Annotated in this window: 21 protein-coding genes; 14 read left to right on the top strand and 7 right to left on the bottom strand. The window is 68.2% G+C overall.

Features of this window, described 5'->3' with window-relative positions:
• The first annotated feature begins 66 nt into the window (after positions 1-66).
• The 6 genes from DWG18_RS13515 (at position 67) to DWG18_RS13490 (ending at position 4,824) form a co-directional block, all read left to right on the top strand.
• A complete protein-coding gene (locus tag DWG18_RS13515; RefSeq protein WP_115647678.1) occupies positions 67-870 on the top strand; it encodes a M48 family metallopeptidase in 804 nt (267 codons plus the stop codon).
• A 140-nt stretch (positions 871-1,010) separates the two neighbouring features.
• Complete coding sequence (locus DWG18_RS13510; RefSeq protein WP_240318534.1) at positions 1,011-2,285, top strand: tetratricopeptide repeat protein; 1,275 nt, start codon at positions 1,011-1,013, stop codon at positions 2,283-2,285.
• A 158-nt stretch (positions 2,286-2,443) separates the two neighbouring features.
• Positions 2,444-3,097: an energy transducer TonB gene (locus tag DWG18_RS15605; RefSeq protein WP_162823860.1), complete on the top strand. Its 654-nt coding sequence runs from the start codon at positions 2,444-2,446 to the stop codon at positions 3,095-3,097.
• A 72-nt stretch (positions 3,098-3,169) separates the two neighbouring features.
• A complete protein-coding gene (locus DWG18_RS13500; RefSeq protein ID WP_115647676.1) occupies positions 3,170-3,943 on the top strand; it encodes a MotA/TolQ/ExbB proton channel family protein in 774 nt (257 codons plus the stop codon).
• A 32-nt stretch (positions 3,944-3,975) separates the two neighbouring features.
• Complete coding sequence (locus DWG18_RS13495) at positions 3,976-4,395, top strand: biopolymer transporter ExbD (protein WP_115647675.1); 420 nt, start codon at positions 3,976-3,978, stop codon at positions 4,393-4,395.
• A 9-nt stretch (positions 4,396-4,404) separates the two neighbouring features.
• Positions 4,405-4,824 (top strand): biopolymer transporter ExbD, encoded by a 420-nt coding sequence (locus tag DWG18_RS13490; protein WP_115647674.1) that lies wholly within the window; start codon positions 4,405-4,407, stop codon positions 4,822-4,824.
• Between the two features lie 15 nt (positions 4,825-4,839).
• On the opposite strand, the gene DWG18_RS15340 is transcribed toward DWG18_RS13490, so the two are convergent.
• The 4 genes from DWG18_RS15340 to cls all read right to left on the bottom strand — a co-directional run bounded on the left by DWG18_RS15340 (position 4,840) and on the right by cls (position 8,175).
• Complete coding sequence (locus tag DWG18_RS15340) at positions 4,840-4,980, bottom strand: hypothetical protein (RefSeq protein ID WP_162823859.1); 141 nt, start codon at positions 4,978-4,980, stop codon at positions 4,840-4,842.
• Positions 4,981-5,028: 48 nt separating this feature from the next.
• Positions 5,029-5,811, bottom strand: coding sequence for a pyridoxine 5'-phosphate synthase (locus DWG18_RS13485; protein WP_115648191.1), 783 nt, complete (start codon positions 5,809-5,811; stop codon positions 5,029-5,031).
• A 254-nt stretch (positions 5,812-6,065) separates the two neighbouring features.
• Positions 6,066-6,329, bottom strand: a complete 264-nt coding sequence (locus DWG18_RS13480; protein ID WP_115647673.1) for a hypothetical protein — start codon at positions 6,327-6,329, stop codon at positions 6,066-6,068.
• A 421-nt stretch (positions 6,330-6,750) separates the two neighbouring features.
• Positions 6,751-8,175 (bottom strand): cardiolipin synthase, encoded by a 1,425-nt coding sequence (gene cls / locus DWG18_RS13475; protein WP_115647672.1) that lies wholly within the window; start codon positions 8,173-8,175, stop codon positions 6,751-6,753.
• Positions 8,176-8,351: 176 nt separating this feature from the next.
• Between cls and DWG18_RS13470 the strand changes: the two genes are divergently transcribed.
• Both DWG18_RS13470 and DWG18_RS13465 read left to right on the top strand, forming a co-directional pair.
• A complete protein-coding gene (locus DWG18_RS13470) occupies positions 8,352-9,440 on the top strand; it encodes a PA0069 family radical SAM protein (RefSeq protein ID WP_115647671.1) in 1,089 nt (362 codons plus the stop codon).
• A 134-nt stretch (positions 9,441-9,574) separates the two neighbouring features.
• Positions 9,575-10,762, top strand: a complete 1,188-nt coding sequence (locus DWG18_RS13465; protein ID WP_115647670.1) for a HAMP domain-containing sensor histidine kinase — start codon at positions 9,575-9,577, stop codon at positions 10,760-10,762.
• On the opposite strand, the gene DWG18_RS13460 is transcribed toward DWG18_RS13465, so the two are convergent.
• The gene (locus DWG18_RS13460) at positions 10,707-12,500 is read right to left on the bottom strand and encodes an SLC13 family permease (RefSeq protein ID WP_115647669.1); all 1,794 of its coding nucleotides are present in this window, start codon (positions 12,498-12,500) and stop codon (positions 10,707-10,709) included. The genes DWG18_RS13465 and DWG18_RS13460 overlap by 56 nt on opposite strands.
• Before the next feature lie 146 nt (positions 12,501-12,646).
• Between DWG18_RS13460 and DWG18_RS13455 the strand changes: the two genes are divergently transcribed.
• Genes DWG18_RS13455 through DWG18_RS13445 form a run of 3 tightly spaced genes read left to right on the top strand, consistent with a single transcriptional unit; the run spans position 12,647 to position 14,283 of the window.
• A complete protein-coding gene (locus DWG18_RS13455; protein ID WP_162823858.1) occupies positions 12,647-13,576 on the top strand; it encodes an ATP-binding protein in 930 nt (309 codons plus the stop codon).
• Between the two features lie 54 nt (positions 13,577-13,630).
• Entirely contained in the window at positions 13,631-14,062 is a 432-nt protein-coding gene (locus DWG18_RS13450) for a response regulator (RefSeq protein ID WP_115647667.1), read from the top strand.
• Positions 14,059-14,283 (top strand): hypothetical protein, encoded by a 225-nt coding sequence (locus DWG18_RS13445; protein ID WP_162823857.1) that lies wholly within the window; start codon positions 14,059-14,061, stop codon positions 14,281-14,283. Before DWG18_RS13450 ends, DWG18_RS13445 begins: the two co-directional genes overlap by 4 nt.
• Before the next feature lie 3 nt (positions 14,284-14,286).
• Here DWG18_RS13445 and DWG18_RS13440 read toward each other — a convergent pair whose 3' ends face one another.
• Positions 14,287-14,616 (bottom strand): hypothetical protein, encoded by a 330-nt coding sequence (locus DWG18_RS13440; protein WP_115647665.1) that lies wholly within the window; start codon positions 14,614-14,616, stop codon positions 14,287-14,289.
• Entirely contained in the window at positions 14,613-15,329 is a 717-nt protein-coding gene (locus DWG18_RS13435; RefSeq protein ID WP_115647664.1) for a 2OG-Fe(II) oxygenase, read from the bottom strand. The genes DWG18_RS13440 and DWG18_RS13435 overlap by 4 nt, the downstream gene beginning before the upstream one ends.
• 334 nt (positions 15,330-15,663) lie before the next feature.
• On the opposite strand from DWG18_RS13435, the gene DWG18_RS13430 reads away from it, so the two are divergent.
• The 3 genes from DWG18_RS13430 to DWG18_RS13420 are packed head-to-tail and all read left to right on the top strand — an operon-like array spanning position 15,664 to position 17,578.
• Positions 15,664-16,173 (top strand): hypothetical protein, encoded by a 510-nt coding sequence (locus DWG18_RS13430; RefSeq protein WP_162823856.1) that lies wholly within the window; start codon positions 15,664-15,666, stop codon positions 16,171-16,173.
• The gene (locus DWG18_RS13425) at positions 16,170-16,763 is read left to right on the top strand and encodes a hypothetical protein (RefSeq protein ID WP_115647662.1); all 594 of its coding nucleotides are present in this window, start codon (positions 16,170-16,172) and stop codon (positions 16,761-16,763) included. Before DWG18_RS13430 ends, DWG18_RS13425 begins: the two co-directional genes overlap by 4 nt.
• Before the next feature lie 53 nt (positions 16,764-16,816).
• Positions 16,817-17,578, top strand: a complete 762-nt coding sequence (locus tag DWG18_RS13420) for a cell surface protein (protein ID WP_115647661.1) — start codon at positions 16,817-16,819, stop codon at positions 17,576-17,578.
• Positions 17,579-17,609 lie beyond the last annotated feature (31 nt).

The following is a 17,609-nucleotide window of genomic DNA, read 5'->3' as shown; positions in this document are numbered from 1 at the left end:
TGCGATTGACGACGTCTTGATCTACGGCCGCCTAAAACGAAATCCCCATTCAGCTGGACCGTCCCAATGAAGCCGCTTTTCCTCGCGTTGACCATCAGCCTTGCGGTCGCCGGTTGCGCGACCACGACGACGTCGCCCACCGGTCGCAAGCAGACCGTCGGCGCGGTATCGCAGGAGCAGCTCAACCAGCTCGGCGCGCAGGCGTTCGCGCAGGCGAAGGCCGAAACGCCGCAGAGCAGCAACGCGCAGCAGACCGCCTACGTGCGCTGCGTCGTCGACGCGCTGACGCGCCAGCTGCCCGCGCAGCAGGGCGGCTGGGAAGTGGCGCTGTTCCAGAAGGACGAGCCGAACGCCTTCGCGCTCCCAGGCGGCAAGGTCGGCGTGTACACGGGCATCTTCAAGGTCGCGCAGAACCAGGATCAGCTGGCGGCCGTGATCGGCCACGAGATCGGCCACGTGATCGCCCGTCACCACGACGAACGCATTACCAAGCAGATGGAAGCGCAGGCGGCGCTCGGCATCGCCGGTGCGCTGGTCGGCGCCAAGTACGGGTCGACCGCCGCGAATGCGGTGTCGCAATACGGCGCGGCTGGCGCGCAGGCGCTGTTCCTGCTGCCGAACTCGCGCACGCAGGAGAGCGAAGCAGACGTCGTCGGCCAGCAGCTGATGGCGAAGGCGGGCTTCGATCCCCGTCAGGCCGTGAACCTCTGGCAGAACATGGCCGCGCTCAACGGCAGCCGTCCGCCGACCTTCCTGTCGACCCACCCGAATCCCCAGGCGCGCCTGAGCGAACTGAGCCAGCGGGCGGGCGGCCTGATGCCGGCGTACCAGCAGGCGCAAGCGGCTGGAGTGCGCCCGCGCTGCGGCTGACCGCTGCCCGAATGGGGTGGTCGGGATGCCCTACGCCACCGTTCCAACGCCGGCGGCACTTCTGCTAGGTTGACCGCCCCCGTGGCCGCTTCCGGCTGCATTTTTGCCGCGCGCCGTCGCGGCTGGACCGAGGTCAATCTATGGCATCCCCCACCCTTCGCCGCCGCGCCCTGGTCGCGGTGATCGCCGTCGCCATGTCTGCGACCGTCGCTCCTGCGTTCGCGCAGAGCCAGAGCGACGACCTCGAAGACAAGGCCGAGTCGAGCTCCGGTCGCGCGCAGGCGGCACGTCGCGCACGTGAGTTGAAGGCTGCGAAGACGGAAAAAGCGAGCCCGACGGCGGCGACGGCGACGGCCGCGGGCGGCAGCAAGTATCCGAACGCCACGCGCAGCGTGCCGGTCGGCAAAGCGTCGGTGAAGGGCACGCCCAAGCTGCAGGCGCTGCTGAAGTCGTTCAACGACGCCAAGAACGCCGAGGTGCGCACGGGCGCCGACGCGATCATCGCGGACACGGGATCGAACGCGTACGAGAAGGCCTTCGCTGCGCAACTCGCCTCGCAGGTCGCGATTCAGGCGCAGGACTATCCGGCCGCGCTGCAGTACATCAACACCGCGATCACGCAGAACAGCCTCGACAACGACACGCACTTCGGCCTGATGCACCAGCGTGCGCAGGTGCAGATGATGCAGAAGGACTACGCCGGTGCGCTCGCGAGCGCGGATCAGTTCATCGCGGAAACGCATGACACGTCGCCGGAAACGCAGGTGCTGCGCGGCAACGCGTTGTATCGCCTCGGCCGTTACGCCGAAGCTGCCGCGACGCTGAAGCCCGCCGTCGCCGCTGCTCCGGGCCATGCCGACTGGGACCAGCTGCTCGCCGACTCGCTCGCCCGCAGCGGTAACGCGGCCGAAGCGGCGAAGATCGCCGAGAGCGTCGCGTCGAAGAATCCGGGCGACAAGCAGGCGCGCTTCAACCTCGTGCAGTCGTATCTGCAGACCAAGCAGAACGACAAGGCTGCGACGCTGCTCGAGCAGATGCGCAAGGAAGGCCAGCTGACGGACGATGCCGACTACCGCCAGCTGTTCGCGATCTACGCGAACATCCAGGGCAAGGAACAGGAAACGATCGACGTCATCAACGAGGGCATGACGAAGGGCGTGTTGAAGCCCGACTACAGCGTCTACCTCGCACTCGCACAGTCGTATTACTTCTCCGACCAAGTCGACAAGGCGATCGATTCGTATCGCAAGGCCGGTCCGCTCGGCAAGGACGGCGAAGCGTATCTGGCACTCGCCGGGGTTCTGCGCAACGAGCAACGGATTTCCGAAGCGAAAGCGGCCGCGCAGCAGGCACTCGACAAGGGCCTGAAGCATCCCGAAGACGCGAAGAAGATCCTCGCGCTGTCCGGCAAGTAAGACAACGCGGCAACGGTCACAAGCGCGCACAAAGCGCTTGGAACCGCTGCCGCTGTTTGGTATATGCTTGCCAGTTCCCACGGGCGTGAAGAACGTCATTGGGCTGATCCACGCCCGCGGCGCCATGGCGTCCGGAATTCCCTCCTGAGCAATGGCGCATGACGCAATACCTCTCCAACGCCACTCGAGATAACGAAGGGTTGAACTGGCCGCGTATCGCCGGTATCTCCTCCGCGATCGCCGTGCACGTCGCCGCACTTCTTCTCCTGCTCGTTCCGGCGACCGCGCCGAAGGTGCAGAAGGAGGAAGAGCAGGTCACCGTCGTGAACCTGATCAAGCCGCCGCCGCCGCCTCCGCCGCCGCCGCCGCCGCCGCCGGAGCCGCCGAAGCAGCTGATCCTGAATCCGCCGAAGCAGCAGATCGTGCAGCCGACGCCGACGCCGCCGCCGCCGGAGCAGCCGCCGATCATTACGGAGGATGCGAACGCGATGTCGACGCCCGCACCGCCGCCGTCGCCGCCGGCGCCCCCGGCCGCTTCGCCGTCGCCGCCGAACGTGGTCAACGGCCAGGCAAGCGTCTGCAGCAAGAACACGCCCAGCTATCCGCCGGCGGCGCTGCGTGAGCAGGCCGAAGGCACGACGATCGTTCAGGTGACCTGGACCGGTGACGGCACGATCACCGACGCCAGCGTCCGCAAGAGCGCCGGCAACCGTGACCTCGACCGCGCCGCGGTCAGCGCGGTCCGTCGCTGGAAGGTCTGCCCCGGCGATCCGGGTACCGCCGTCGTCCCGGTGGTGTGGTCGCTGCAGTAAGCGGCCCGCCCGACCGATTCAACCCCCGCTCCTTTTGCACCACCTTTCAACTACTCAACAAAGGTAAGCGTCATGCTTCAGGAAACCCTCGCCCAAGCCGCCGCCACCGGAGGCAACGCCGCATCTGCCCTGACGCAGATGGGCCCGCTGCACCTGCTCCAGGAAATGACCGGCAACCCGGGCCAGTACATCATCTCGTGGGTCGTGCTCCTGACCCTGACGCTGATGTCGGCCATGTCGATCTACTGGATCGTCATGAACTTCATCAAGAACACCCGCCTGCGCGCCACCAGCGACCGCGTGATCAGCACGTTCTGGGAAACCCCGAACGCGCAGGACGCGATCCGTTACATGGAAGAGCAGCCGCGCTTCGAGCCGTTCTCGAAGATCGCGCTCGACGCCGCCCAGGCCGCCGCGCACCACCAGCGCCATGAAGGTTCGCGCCTCGTCGAGTCGCTGAACCGCTCGGAGTTCGTCGACCGCGCCCTGCGCCAGGCCGTCACCCGTGAGTCGTCGCGCCTCGAAGCCGGCCTGACCGTGCTCGCCACCGTCGGTTCGACCGCTCCGTTCGTCGGTCTGCTCGGCACCGTGTGGGGCATCTACGGCGCGCTGATCCGCATCGGTGCTTCGGGCCAGGCGTCGATCGACGCGGTCGCGGGTCCGGTCGGCGAAGCGCTGATCATGACCGCGCTCGGCCTGTTCGTCGCGATCCCGGCGGTTCTGGCGTACAACTTCTTCAATCGCCTGAACCGCGTCACGAACAACAAGTTCGACACGTTCGCGCACGATCTGCACGACTTCTTCGCCACCGGCGCACGCGTCGGCGAAATCCCGACCAAGCGCTAATCACCGGTCGAACCAACTAACCGGAGTCGGAAATGGCCTTCAGTTCAGGCAACAGCGGCGGCCCCATGGCCGAGATCAACGTCACCCCCCTCGTGGACGTGATGCTGGTGCTGCTGATCATCTTCATGATCACGGCGCCGCTCATGACCCACAAGGTGAAGGTGGAACTGCCTCAGGCCAACCTGATCAAGCATGGCGAGGATCAGCCGCCGCCGGTCCCGCCGATCACGCTGACGGTCCAGGAAGACGGGTCGGTGTACTGGAACGACGAGCCGATCCAGAAGAGTCTGCTCGAGAGCCAGTTTTCGGTCGAAGCGCAGAAGACCCCGCAGCCGCAGCTCAATGTCCGCGGTGACAAGACGACCAAGTACCAGATCCTCAAGGAGCTGGTCGACATGGCCCAGAAGCAGGGCATGCGCAAGGTCGGCTTCGTCGCGACGAAGGAAAAGTAAGGAACCGCCATGGCATTCAGCACCGGCAATAGCAGCGGCCCGATGGCCGACATCAACGTGACGCCGCTGGTCGACGTCATGCTGGTGTTGCTGATCATCTTCATGGTGACGGCGCCGACGCTCTCGTACCCGATCGACATCAACCTGCCGCAGCCGACGCTCAACCCGCCGCCGCAGGACCGTGAACCGCCGCCGCCGGTCTCGCTGAAGATCGACGCGTCGGGCACGGTGTCCTGGGACGGCGCGCCCGTCGCACTGAACCAGCTGCAGAACCTCATGCAGCAGACGGTGCAGCGTGACCCGACCAACCAGCCGCGTCTGGAGATCGACGTGAACGGTCAGGCCGAGTACGAAACGCTGGCGAAGGTTCTCGCGTATGCGAAGAACGCGCAGATGGACAAGATCGGTTTCGTCCAGAACGAACAGTAAGTGCTGTACGTCGCGTCAGAACTCGAATAAAGGCGCGATCGCCCCAACGAAATACCGCTTACCTTGTTGAAAACGCCGCCCTCGGGCGGCGTTTTTTTTGTTTGCGATTTCGTCGATGCGTCGGGCCGACAGCGGACGCTCAATCGCCGGGATCATCAACTCCGCAATCGTCGGACCGAACGCGCGGGCGGGACGTCGAAACCGTCAGCTGCGCGCGCTTTCAATCACGCGCAGATAGCGGGCGACCGTCGACGCGAGCCCGTCGTACAACGCTTCGCCGATCAGCGCATGGCCGATCGAGACTTCCAGAACATCCGGCACGCCGCGCAGGAAGGTCGCCAGATTCGCCTGGCTGAGATCGTGGCCGGCATTCACGCCGAGACCCACCGCCTGCGCGCGCATCGCGGTGGTGCGCGCCGATGCGGTCGCCTCATCCGCACGGCCCGATGCGAACGCTTCCGCGTAGGGCCCGGTGTAAAGCTCGACGCGATCGGCGCCCACGGCGGCGGCCTGTTCGACACCGCGCTCGGCCGGCAGCGCGGCCGCGGCGGCGTCCGCATCGACGAAAAGGCTGACGCGGCAGCCGATCGCCTTCAGCGCAGCGACGAGCTCGCGCAACTCGCCGAGGTCGGTCGAGAAATCAAAACCGTGGTCCGAGGTGACCTGTGCGTCGCTGTCCGGTACCAGCGTTGCCTGCGCGGGGCGCACCGCTTCGCACAGGGCCAGAAATCCGGGATAGCCGCTGCGCGGCGGCGCGAAGGGATTGCCCTCGAGATTGAACTCGACGCCGCGCGCGCGCGTCAGAGCCGACAGCGCGTACACGTCATCGGCGGTGATGTGGCGCGCATCGGGTCGTGGGTGCACGGTGATGCCGGCGGCGCCGGCGTCGAGGCAGGTGGTTGCCGCGCGCACGACGTCGGGCTCGTGCCCACCGCGCGAGTTCCGCAGCACGGCGATCTTGTTGACGTTCACGCTGAGCAGGGTCATGCAGGCATCGTAGCGCTTGCTGTCTTCAGCGTGCGCATCGCTGCCTATCGAAGCGGAGGCAGCTCGCGTGCTCATTGCATCGCTGCCGGCAGCGGTCCGATGAGCACGGAGCAATCGCGTCGCCTGTTCCGCGCCTCGCGAGAAACGACGGCGACATTAACGCTTGCGACGCCAACAACCGCGACGCACCGCAGCCGTGACGTCTCGATGCGGCGGCTTCAGTGCGCGCCACACCCCCGCAAATCCGACCGCGGCTATTCGGCCGGTGGGGCCGCGCCGTTCGCGGCTGCGGCGCGACGGGCTTCCGCCTGCTCGCGCATGCGCTGCAGCTCCATCGGGTCGACGATCATCGCCGGGTTGCCGCTGCGGCTTTCCAGGCGGGAGGCGAGGACGCCCATCAGCCAGGCCACGAGCAGGGCGAGGCCGGCGAGCAGGGCGATGACCATCAGCGCGGTCGAGCCGGTCTTAAAGGCGACGGCGAAGGCGGCGATCGCGAGCAGCAGATAGAGCCAGGACATGCGACGTTCCTCGTGGGCCGTCGCGAGTGTAGCGCCGTCCGCAGGCGGCCGCGGCCGCCCGTGGCTGCGATCTAACCCTCCATCGGGCGAACAGGCATGGCCGCGTGCGCCACCTCGTGCGTCATCCTGCCGATGTCCCTCGCACGAATGCGCAAGCCTTGGGCGAACTGTCGCGCGCATGCCTCAGCGCGGCGTGTTCTCACGCTGCGGCACACGCTCACGGCATACCAATACCCATTGCCCCACGACGCGTCGGCTCTCCCGCAGCGATCGCACGACAGGTCGACCGACGACGAGCATCGTCTCGCACCGAAAAAACCGGACATCGACACGACCTCGCAATAGACGGGTCGAGCATCAGCAGGTGTAGTCCAATCGACGCAGTGGTCGAGTGCATCGCCCGTCGGCGCAACACAAAGCGCTACAACAAGGGCGACATCAACCTCGCCAGTGCTTCCGGCAAGCGCGCACGCAGGAACGAGCGATGGCGGTCGACGCGCACGCGCGGGGCATCGCACATGTCGCGCTGCAGGATGTCGGCGAGCGCCGCCGCGATACCCGCATCGCGGAACAGCATCGACACTTCGAAGTTGAGACGGAAGCTGCGGTGGTCGAAGTTGGCGCTGCCGATGATCGCGATCTCGTCGTCGCAGAGCAGCGCCTTGGTGTGCAGCATGCGCGGCGCGTACTCGTGGATGCGCGCGCCGGCGGCGAGCAACTCGTCGAAGTAGGAACGCGCGGCGAACGTGACCAGGCGCGAGTCGCTGCGGCGCGGCACCAGCAGGCGCACGTCGAGGCCCGCGAGTGCAGCGGAGGTCAGCGCCATCATCGCCGCCTCGCCGGGCACAAAGTACGGCGTCGCCAGCCAGACGCGTTCGCGCGCGGCATGGATCGCCGACACGTGCATGCGGTGGATCGCTTCCCACGGTGCATCGGGTCCGGACACCAGCACCTGCGTCGACACCGGGCCCGGCTCGGCGACCACGCGCGGCAGGCTCGGTGGACGTTGCCCGGTCGCGTAGATCCAGTCCTCGACGAACACCTGCTGCAGGTAGCCGACGACTTCGCCTTCGAGGCGCAGATGCAGGTCGCGGTATGCATCGCTGCGCAGGCGATCGTCTTCCTCGTCCGTGACGTTGATGCCGCCAGTGAACGCGACCGTGCCGTCGACGACGACGATCTTGCGGTGCGAGCGCATGTTGAGCCAAGGACGCCGCCAGCGCGACAGCATCGGGTGGAACCAGGCGACTTCGCCGCCGGCGTCGAGCAGCGGCGCGAGGAACCGGTGCTTGAGGCGCGCAGAGCCCACGGCGTCCACGAGCAGCCGGACGGTGACGCCGGACTGCGCGCGCGCGATGAGCGCATCGCGCACGCGTGTGCCGGTGCGATCGGGCTCGAAGATGTAGTACTCGAGATGGACGTGGTGCTGCGCGGCGGCGATCGCGTCGAGCAATGCTTCGTAGGTCGCGCCACCGTCGACCAGCAACTGCACATCGGTGGCGGTCGACGCGGGGAGGCGCGTGGTCGCGAGGCCGAGCCGGGCGAGTTCGCGGGATTCCGCGCTGGCGCTCTCGGGCGCATCGGGCATGCGCGCGCGGGCGCGGCCACGACGCAGGCGCTGGCGGCGGATGCGCTGCGGGCCGAAGACGTAATAGACGAGGAAGCCCACGTAGGGCAGGGCGGCGAGGCTGATCAGCCAGGCCAGCGTCGCCGCCGGCTCGCGCTTCTGCATCACGATCCACAGGCCGAGGCCGACGAGGTACAGCAGCCAGCCGGCGAGCAGCCACGCGCTGATCGTCGGATGCGCGTGCACCAGCGCGTGGAGCGTGTCGACGAGCTTCAGCATCGCGGCGTCGCGCGCGCGTTTTTCAGACGGCAGAGGAGAGCGGATTCAGGCATCGCGGTGGGCGGCGAGGGCGGCGGACACCGGGCGCCCGATCATACGGCCGCTCCGTGGAAAGCGGCCGTGACGCTCTCGCGTCGGTCCCACCGGGTGAGACGCCCGCGACCGACAATCGGCGGATGACCGACGCCCGCAAACCGCAGAAGCCGATCAAGGGCCGCGGCTCGGCATCGCGCGTGGCCGGCCGCTTCGAGGTGACCACCACCGAAGGCGCGGACGACGGCTGGGGCTCGGTGTACGAAGACCTCGTCGACGCGCCGAAGCCGGCCACCACCGTCACCGAGGAGCGCGCGCGTACGATCCTGACGCGCAACCAGTCGCCGGACGTCGGCTTCTCGCAGTCGCTGAATCCGTACCGCGGCTGCGAGCACGGCTGCGTCTACTGCTTCGCGCGTCCGTCGCATGCGTATCTCGACCTGTCGCCGGGGCTGGACTTCGAAACCAAGCTTTTCGCCAAGACCAACGCGCTCGAACGCCTGCGCGAGGAACTCGCGAAGCCGGGCTACGTGCCGACCGTGACCGCGCTCGGCATTAACACCGACGCCTACCAGCCGATCGAACGCCGTTACGGCATCACTCGCCAAGTGCTCGAGCTCTTCGCCGAGACGAAGCATCCGGTGAGTTTCGTCACCAAGAGCGCACTGATCGAACGCGACGTCGACCTGCTCGCGCAGATGGCGCGCGACAACCTGGTCAGCGTGCACTTCTCGGTGACGACGCTCGACAACCGGCTCGCGTCCAGGCTCGAGCCGCGTGCGTCGGCGCCGCATGCGAAGTTGCGCGCGATGAAGGCGCTGGCCAACGCCGGTGTGCCGGTCGGCGTGATGGTCGCGCCGGTGATCCCGATGATCACCGACATGGAAATGGAGCACATCCTCGAGGCCGCGTTCGATCACGGCGCGCGCGAAGCCGGTTACACGCTGCTGCGCCTGCCGCACGAGTTGAAGGACGTCTGGCGCGAATGGCTCGAACTGCATTACCCCGAGCGCGCCGCGCACGTGATGAGCCTGGTGCAGCAGATGCGCGGCGGCCGCGATTACCAGGCCGAGTTCGGCACGCGCATGACCGGCACCGGCGTGTTCGCGCAACTGGTGCAGCAGCGCTTTCGCAAGGCGCGTGCGCGGCTGGGCTACACGCGCTATCCCGACCTCGACACCCGCCGGTTCACGCCGCCGCGCAAAGCGACGCCGCAGGGCGAGCTGTTCTGACAGCGGCGCGTGCCGCCCGGCGAACGCCTACACTGCGTGGATACCGGCGGCCCACCGCCGCATCGCACTCCGCACTCCCGACGTCGGCCACCACGACGTTTCGCGTCCGGCCGAGTCGTCGCAAGGAGTTTCCGATGCAGCTGTCCCGATTCATCCACTCGCAGATGGACGCGATCCTCGCGGACTGGGAAGAGTTCGCGCGCCGCAACGCGCCGGACGACTCGCACATGACGGACCTCGCGCTGCGCGACCACGCGCGCGACATCCTGTATGCGGTCGCGCTCGACCTGGAGTCGCCGCAGTCGCAGGACGAGCAATTCGCGAAATCGCAGGGTGATTCCGACGACGTGCGCGGCCCCCGCACCGCCGCGGCGATCCACGGCGCGTTGCGACAGGACAGCGACTTCTCGTTGCTGCAGCTCAGCGCCGAATTCCGCGCGCTGCGCGCCACCGTCTTGCGCCAATGGCTGCCGACAGTCGGCCACGTGGATGACCACACGCTCGACGAGATGGTGCGGTTCAACGAAGCCATCGACCAGGCACTCGCGCAGTCGATCGTCGCGTACTCCGAACGTGCCGACGCGGCGCGCGACCTGTTCCTCGCCGTGCTCGGGCACGATCTGCGCTCGCCGCTCGCGACCGTCGCGATGATCGGCCAGCTGTTGACCGGCACCGGGGTTTCACCCGAACAGACGCGCCAACTCGGCCAGCGCGCGTCCCGATCGGCCCGCTTCATGAGCCACATGGTCGACGACCTGCTCGGCTACACACGCGTGCAGATGGGGCCGGGCATCCCGACATCGTCGGTCGAATGCGACCTGGCCGACGTCGTGCGGGCCGCACTGGCGGACGCCGGCGCCACGTATCCGAACGCACACTTCGACATGCAGCTCGACGGCGATCTTCGCAGCCATGCCGATCCGGTACGCCTGCAGCAGTTGTTGACCAACCTGCTGGTCAACGCGGCGCAGCACGGCGCCAGCGGTTTCCCGGTGCGCCTCGAAGCCGAAGGCCAGGCCGGCGACCTCGTCGTTCGCGTGATCAATCAGGGTCGACCACTGCCGACGGAAGACATCGAGCGGATCTTCAAGCCGCTCGTGCAACTGCCCGCGGCCGAAACCCGCACGACGAGCCTGGGGCTCGGCCTCTACATCGCTCGCGAGATCGCCATGGCGCACGGCGGGACGCTGCGCGTCACGTCGGACAGCGAACACGGCACCATCTTCGAACTGCGCATGCCGCGACGCGCGAGCGCCGCGGCGCCGCTCACATCGGCCACAACGGACCACCCAGCCATAACCAGCGCGCCATCCATGCGCTGACGACCGCGATGGTCGCGGTGAGCGGCGCGCCGACTTTCAGGAAGTCGGCGAAGCGGTACTGGCCGGGCCCGAGGATCAGCAGGTTGCCGTGGTGGCCGATCGGCGTCAGGAAGGCGACGACCGCGCCGAGCGCCGTGCACACCACGAACGGCGTGGCCGGCAGGTGCAGCGACTGCGCGATGTTGAGGGCGATGGGCGCGAGCAGCACGGTGGTGGCGCCGTCGGAGAGGATCTGCGTGAGCAGCGCGGCCGCGCCGAACATCACCAGCAGCACGCCCAGCGCCGGCCAGTGCGCGATGAAATGCAGCAGCGCCTGCGCGAGCAGTTGCGCGGTGCCGGTCGATTCCATCGCGATCCCCAGCGGGATCACGCCGGCGATCATCACGAAGATGCGCACGTCGATTTCGCGATACGCACGGTCGACGTCGACGCAGCGCGTCGCCACCATCGCGACCGCGCCGAACAGGAAGGCCAGCGGCGCCGGCAGCCATTCGGTCGCGGCGACGAGCACGGTCGCGCCGAGGATGACGAGCGCGAGCGGCGCGCGCAGGCGGCGTCGCGCTTCGCCGGCGAACGGCATCAGCATCAGGAAGCCGTGGTGCGCGGCGAGTTCGGCCAGGCGCGAGGCGCGGCCGTACAGCACCAGCAGGTCGCCTTCGCGCAGTCGCTGGTCGGCCAGGCGCGCGGCATGCGCACCGTGGCGCCGCCACAGCCCCGCGACCACGGTGTGGAAGCGTCGCGCGAAGTCGAGTTCGCGCAGCGAGCGGCCGATGAATTCCGATGCCGGGGCGACCAGCGCCTGCACGAGTTGCGTCTCGCCCGCGCCGTCGACCTCGTCGCCGAAGCGCGCGAGTGCGTGCAGCTGCAAGCCGGGATCGTCGTGCAGCGATGCGATCGCGTCCGGCGACGCTTCGGCCAGCAGTATGTCGCCGGCGATCAGCGGGCTGGTGTCGCCGAGGTCGTCGCGCACGCGGCCGTCGCGCACCCAGCCGTGCAGCTGGAAGGTGTCGCCGAGCATCTCGCGCAGTTCGGCGAGCGGCCGCGTGCTCCAGCGCCCGCCTTCGACCACGCAGAGCTCGGTGCGGTACTGGCCGAGCGCCATCCAGTCCGCGTCGTCGGCCGCGCCCGCGCCGCGCGGCAGGATCCAGCGCGCGACGAGCATGTACGGAATGCTGATCGCGACCAGCGCCAGGCCGATCGGCGTGATCGAAAAGATGCCGAGGCGACCGGTGTGCGTGCGCTCCAGCAGGTCCGCGGCCAGCAGGAACGCCGGCGCGCTGACCAGCGTGAGCGTGGTGCCCAGCGATGCGGCCAGCGACATCGGCATCAACAACCGCGACGGCGACAGCCCGCGTGCGCGCGCGAAGCGCGTGACGATCGGCAGCATCATCGCGGTCACCATCACGTGGTGGGTGAACGACGACAGCGCCGCCACCGCCGGCATGATCACCAGCACCGCACGCCATTCGGCCTGTCCCGCGGCGCGCCCGATCCACTGCCCGAGGCGTTCGGTGATGCCGGTGGCGGCGAGCGCGCCGGAGATCACGAACACCGCGGCCACGATGATCGCGGGCTCGCTGGCGAAGCCCGACAACGCCTGCTTCGCATCGAGCACGCCGGTGAGCACCAGCGCGAGCAGCGTCAGCATGGCGGTGACGTCCACGCGCAGGCGCTCGCTCACGAACAGGTAGAGCGCGCCGGCGAGGATCAGCAGGAAGGCGATCTGGTGGAGATCCATACGGCGAGCGCGACGGTGGGAAGCCGATGCTGCCACCGGTCCGCGTCAACGCCGTGAGGCGGCGATCGGCCTTCACCGGCGCCTCGCTACACTCCGGCTTTCCGCCGCGCCTGCCTGCCGTGCCCACTCCCCCACAGACCGACCGGATGGATCCGACGGCCAGTGCCTGCGCGGCCTGGCTCTCGGCCTGCACGGCACCGACCGCACTTCTCGACGCCGATGGCCGCGTGCTCGCGGCGAATCCGGCGTTCTCGCGCCGGCTGCATCTTGCGGCGGGCGCGCGCCTGGCGGACCTCGATCCCACGTTCGCCGATCACGCCACGCTCGACGCGGACGCGCCGCTCACGGTGCCGGGCCATACCAGCGGCCACCTGCACGTGCGCACGATCGACGCCACGCAGCGCCTCGCGCAGTGGATCGACACGCCGGTCGACCACCACGCCGAACAGCGCCAGCTGCAGATGTTCGCCGACACCGTCGCGCACGACCTGCGCGCACCGCTGCGTTCGATCGAAAGCTTCGCGAAGCTGCTCGAGGATCGCGCCTCGGACAAACTCGACGCCTCCGAACGCATGCATCTCTCGCGCATCCGCGCTGCGGCGACGCGCATGTCGGGCCTGCTTGTCGCGCTGGGCGAACTCTCGCGCGCGGCGAGCGCGCCGATGCACCCCGCGGAAGTCGACGTGTCCATCCTCTGCGAATGGGCGCTGGCCGAACTGCACGACCTGGAACCGGGTCGCACAGTGATGGTCGATGTGCAGCCGGGCCTTCACGCCGTTGGCGACGAGCGTCTGTTACGACAGATGCTCAAGACGTTGCTCGACAACGCATGGAAGTTCACACGCGGTGTCGATCACGCACGGATCGACGTACACGGCGAGCGCATCGGTCAGCGTCTGCGACTGGTGATCCGCGACAACGGGGCCGGTTTCGACATGCAGTATGCTCACAAGCTGTTCCAGCCGTTCCAGCGCCTGCACGGGTTGGAACAGGGTGCGGGGCACGGGCTCGGGCTCGCCATTGCGCAACGCATCGCGCACCGGCACGGGGGCACGTGGCCGCCGAATCCATCATAGGTTCGGGCAGTACGTTCACCGTGGACCTGCCTGCCGTCGACGACTGAGGCGCGGATGCACAAAGATATCCTGCTGGTCGAGGACAACCCGGACGACGTCGAGCTCACACGGCTCGCGTTCGACGAGGCCAAGATCGCCAACCAGCTCGCGGTCGTCGGCGACGGCGCCGAAGCACTCGACTACCTCTTCGCCCGCGGACGTTTCGCCGACCGCGATCCGGCCGATCTTCCGTCGCTGGTGCTGCTCGATCTCAACCTGCCGAAAGTGGATGGCCGCGAAGTGCTGCAGGCGATCCGCGGCAACGAAGCGACGCGCTCGCTGCCCGTCGTCGTACTGACGACCAGCACCGAACCGTTCGACGTCGAAGCCACCTACGCGCTCGGCGTGAACAGCTACATCCAGAAGCCCGTCGACTTCGAACAGTTCGTCTGGGCGGTGAAGCAGGTCGGCCTGTACTGGCTGGTGCTCAACCACTCGCGGCCGTGACGTCACGCGCGGCGCGGGTATTGCCCGTGTTCGCCGCACTGCTCGTCACGCTGCCGATCGCGTTCATCGTGACCTTCCTGCTCGCACCGCTGTGGCGGTGGATCGAGGCAGCCTTCGGCGTCGAATCGATCGGGCATTCCGGGCCGGCGACCTGGTGTTTCGTTGCGGTCGAAGTGGCGTGCGTCATGGCGGCATGCTTCGTCGTCGCGCGACGAAGCTGACGCTCAACCGCGGCGTCCGGTGTCCTCCCACGGTTCGCCCGGCGCATTGCGCGACCACCCCGTCCAGCCGTAGCCATACGCATGCTGGATGTACGGCCCGCGCAGGATGCGCGCATCGCTCTGCGTCGATAGCTCAGTGCCGAGCAGGCTCACGACGTGCGCCCACGGCTCGACGAATTCGCTCGGCATTCGCGCGAGTTCGCGATCGACGAGTGCCGCCGCCTCGTCGACCGACGACGCGCGGACCAGGAAACACGTATCCGGACCGTTTCCGCCGCCGGTGACCGGATCGTCGGACTCGTTACCCCAGCGCACGACCTCGTACAGGTTCATCCGCCCGCACCGAACAGCGCTTCCGCACGTTGGAAGAGAATCCAGCTGGTCGCGATCATCTTGTCGCCGCCCTGCGGACGATTGCCGCGGTGCGTATGCGTGAACGCCGCGGGCGCGATCAACAGCGCGCCGGTCTTCGGCGCGATCTTGCGACGCTGGTAAAGGAACTCGGTTTCGCCTTCGCTGAAGCCGTCGTTGAGATAGACCGTCCACAGCAGGTGGCGATGCAGCGTCTCCGCGCTGGGATCGCGCGGCATCAGCTCGCAGTGCCAGTACGGATAGCCGCCGCGGCCGGCGGTGTAGCGCTGCAGGTTGATCGTGCCGGGACGGAACAGCTGCATCAGCAGTGGCGTCAGCGCCGCGTCGTCCATGGCCTGCAGGCGTTCGCTGGTGAGGCGATGGCGCTTGTCGCCGTCCTGCATCTCCAGCATCAGCGGGGCGACCACCGCATGCGGCCAGCGCCGCACGTACTCGCGCAGGCCGGCGACGACCGCTTCGTTGAGCGTGTTGGCGACATCGCGCCAGTCCTCGCGCGTGGAGATGGCGAGGTCGAGGCTGTCCTTCATGTCGGGGAACACGCCCCCGCCGACGCGGCCGGGCTCGTGCCCGTTGCCGCGGCTGAAGCGCTCGACCACCTGCGCGCACCAAGCCGGATCGAGGGCGTTTTCGACCACGTGGATGAAGTCGGGCACGGCGGAGTCGTGGTCGGTCATGCGCGGTCGGACGGCGGTGGGCGGGGGCTGATCCTCGCACGCAGGCGGCGGTTGCGTGGATGAAACACGGCCGCTGAGCGGCCCGGGTCGCGCCGTCGGGCGGGCGGAAAGCCTTGCCCAGCGGCGCTCTACGAGGGCGCGGGCTACGGCAACCGCGCCAGCTCGCCGCCGATGTCGCGCATATCCACCGCCCGCGTGTTTCAGGAATGAAACGTTTGTGCCCGACGGCGACGCAGGGCTCAAGGTCTTCACCGGAAAAACACCTTCCAGAACAATCACTTAAAAAGTTGGCACGGGACTGGCTCTCAGGGGCATACCCCAACGGAGTGCGCCCGTGTCCCTGCCCCGCCTCGTCCTGCCGACGCTGACCTTCGCCACCGCGTGCCTCGCGGCGGGTCCGGCCTGCGCGGGCGATGGCGCCCCCTCCCCCACGGGCATGGACGCGGCGCAGGACCAGACCATGGTGATCGTGCGCGACGTCAATCCGCGCATCGCCTACCGCGGTCTTCCCAGCACCACGGACAACCCCGCGCGCGTCACCGCCACGGTGTTCCCGGGCCAGGTCTTCGGCAAGGCGCTCGGTGGGGTTCTCGACACGCTGGTCGGTGACGGTGCGCTGGGCGACACCGCACCGACCGGGTTCGACGCCCGCGTCGCCCGTGAGCCGCGCATGGTGGGCGGCGAGCCCGTCGAGCTCCGCGGCGGCGCACCGGTCGGCGCGGGCGCGGCGCCCTTGGGCATGAGCGGGACCATCGGCAGCACGATCATCGGCGCGACCGCCGGCATCGCCGACACCGTGACCAACGCGGCGATGCGCGCGAGCAAGATCGGAGTCGGCCCGTGAGCCGCCGCATCGGTCTCGTCCTGCTGCTGTCCGCACTCGCGCCGGCCGCGTTCGCCCAGTCGCGCGACGACAGCCGCATCGACGGCCATGCCGCGGCCGATGTCTCCGGTGTCGCCAGCCTCAACGTCGCCGCCGGCGTCGGCAACGCGCAGAGCAACCTGCGCGCGATCGCGGTCGGCGACACCGCGCTCGCGCAGGCGTTCGGTGCACAGAGCGTCGACACCACCGGCGCGGATCTCGCGCGCGATGCACGCGCGGCGATCAGTGGCAGTGCGCTCGATAACGCGAACGGCGTGGTCGGGCTCAACCAGGTCGCCGGCCACGCGAATGCGCAGGCCAACCTCATCGCGATCGGCACCGCCGCCGGTGTCACGTTCGCGCAGTCGGTCGACGAATCCGCGCTCGCGGCCACTGCCGCGCCGGCGTCGACGACGACTTCCTCTTCAACGCCGGTCGGCACGCGCGAAGCGCGCATCGATGCGGGCGCGATCGCGGCACCGACCGGTGTGCTGCAGATCAACCAGACCGCGGGCGTCGGCAATGCGTCGGCGAACGCCATCGTGCTCCAACTGCCGGGGGGCACGCCGTAACCCACGGCAGCTAGGCAGAAACAGAAATCCCACGTCGAAAGGAGAGAGACATCATGAAGTTGCACCGCACGCTTCTCGCGCTGACCGTCAGCGCACTGTTCGCCAGCCCCGCCTTCGCTTACGGCGACGCGACGATCTTCAACTACACCGATTCCACCGACTACGCGATCACGCTCGGCTTCGTCGACGTGTACGGCGACATCAGCGTCTCCAGCAAGTCGGCTGCGGTTGCCGACCAGACGCAGGAATCGATCAGCAACTACTCGATCGGCGACGGCTCGCATGCCGCCGACTTCAACGGCAACGCGCTGCGCAACGCGCAGGGCAACATCGGCGTGAACGTCGCCGCGGGCGTGGGCAACGAGCAGGCGAACGACGCCGCGCTGTCGTCGGTCGACGCCGGCCGAGTGTTCGCCACCGCGATGGCCACGTCGGCGCAGCTGACCGAAGGCAACCTCGGCGGTTCCGCGTCGCCCACGGACGGCTACTACAGCGCCGTGATGAACGGCTACGCGCTCGCCAATGCGCGCGGCAACATCGGCGTGAACGTCGCCGGCGGCGTCGGCAACGCGCAGGGCAACACGATGGCCGGTTCGGTCAACACCTCGGGTCGCTATGCGATCGCGTCGTCGGCCAGCTACCAGGGCGCCGGCTACAACGAGCTGATCACCTACTACGACCTCGACACGTTCGCCGTTCTCGGTGGCAACGCGCTTTCCGGCGCGCAGGGCAACATCGGCGTGAACATCGCGGCCGGCGTCGGCAACGTCCAGCACAACGGTCTCGCCATCGCCTCCGCGGTCGACGGCCCGTAATCCACTACGACTTCCAGAAAAAGGACATCAC

Origin of the sequence: Lysobacter sp. TY2-98 (assembly GCF_003367355.1) — a bacterium.
GTDB lineage: Bacteria > Pseudomonadota > Gammaproteobacteria > Xanthomonadales > Xanthomonadaceae > Cognatilysobacter.
Note: the sequence above shows the minus strand (reverse complement) of the source record. Positions and strands in the feature narration are given on the sequence as shown.

Bases quoted from the DNA above. Each gene is read 5' to 3' on its own strand.
- DWG18_RS15605 (WP_162823860.1), top strand. From the start codon at position 2,444: ATGACGCAATACCTCTCCAACGCCACTCGAGATAACGAAGGGTTGAAC.
- DWG18_RS13485 (WP_115648191.1), bottom strand. From the start codon at position 5,811: ATGACCCTGCTCAGCGTGAACGTCAACAAGATCGCCGTGCTGCGGAAC.
- DWG18_RS13460 (WP_115647669.1), bottom strand. From the start codon at position 12,500: ATGGATCTCCACCAGATCGCCTTCCTGCTGATCCTCGCCGGCGCGCTC.
- DWG18_RS13510 (WP_240318534.1), top strand. From the start codon at position 1,011: ATGGCATCCCCCACCCTTCGCCGCCGCGCCCTGGTCGCGGTGATCGCC.
- DWG18_RS13500 (WP_115647676.1), top strand. From the start codon at position 3,170: ATGCTTCAGGAAACCCTCGCCCAAGCCGCCGCCACCGGAGGCAACGCC.
- DWG18_RS13440 (WP_115647665.1), bottom strand. From the start codon at position 14,616: ATGAACCTGTACGAGGTCGTGCGCTGGGGTAACGAGTCCGACGATCCG.
- DWG18_RS13515 (WP_115647678.1), top strand. From the start codon at position 67: ATGAAGCCGCTTTTCCTCGCGTTGACCATCAGCCTTGCGGTCGCCGGT.
- DWG18_RS13435 (WP_115647664.1), bottom strand. From the start codon at position 15,329: ATGACCGACCACGACTCCGCCGTGCCCGACTTCATCCACGTGGTCGAA.
- DWG18_RS13465 (WP_115647670.1), top strand. From the start codon at position 9,575: ATGCAGCTGTCCCGATTCATCCACTCGCAGATGGACGCGATCCTCGCG.
- DWG18_RS13490 (WP_115647674.1), top strand. From the start codon at position 4,405: ATGGCATTCAGCACCGGCAATAGCAGCGGCCCGATGGCCGACATCAAC.
- DWG18_RS15340 (WP_162823859.1), bottom strand. From the start codon at position 4,980: ATGATCCCGGCGATTGAGCGTCCGCTGTCGGCCCGACGCATCGACGAA.
- DWG18_RS13470 (WP_115647671.1), top strand. From the start codon at position 8,352: ATGACCGACGCCCGCAAACCGCAGAAGCCGATCAAGGGCCGCGGCTCG.
- cls (WP_115647672.1), bottom strand. From the start codon at position 8,175: ATGCTGAAGCTCGTCGACACGCTCCACGCGCTGGTGCACGCGCATCCG.
- DWG18_RS13455 (WP_162823858.1), top strand. From the start codon at position 12,647: ATGGATCCGACGGCCAGTGCCTGCGCGGCCTGGCTCTCGGCCTGCACG.
- DWG18_RS13420 (WP_115647661.1), top strand. From the start codon at position 16,817: ATGAAGTTGCACCGCACGCTTCTCGCGCTGACCGTCAGCGCACTGTTC.
- DWG18_RS13450 (WP_115647667.1), top strand. From the start codon at position 13,631: ATGCACAAAGATATCCTGCTGGTCGAGGACAACCCGGACGACGTCGAG.
- DWG18_RS13480 (WP_115647673.1), bottom strand. From the start codon at position 6,329: ATGTCCTGGCTCTATCTGCTGCTCGCGATCGCCGCCTTCGCCGTCGCC.
- DWG18_RS13495 (WP_115647675.1), top strand. From the start codon at position 3,976: ATGGCCTTCAGTTCAGGCAACAGCGGCGGCCCCATGGCCGAGATCAAC.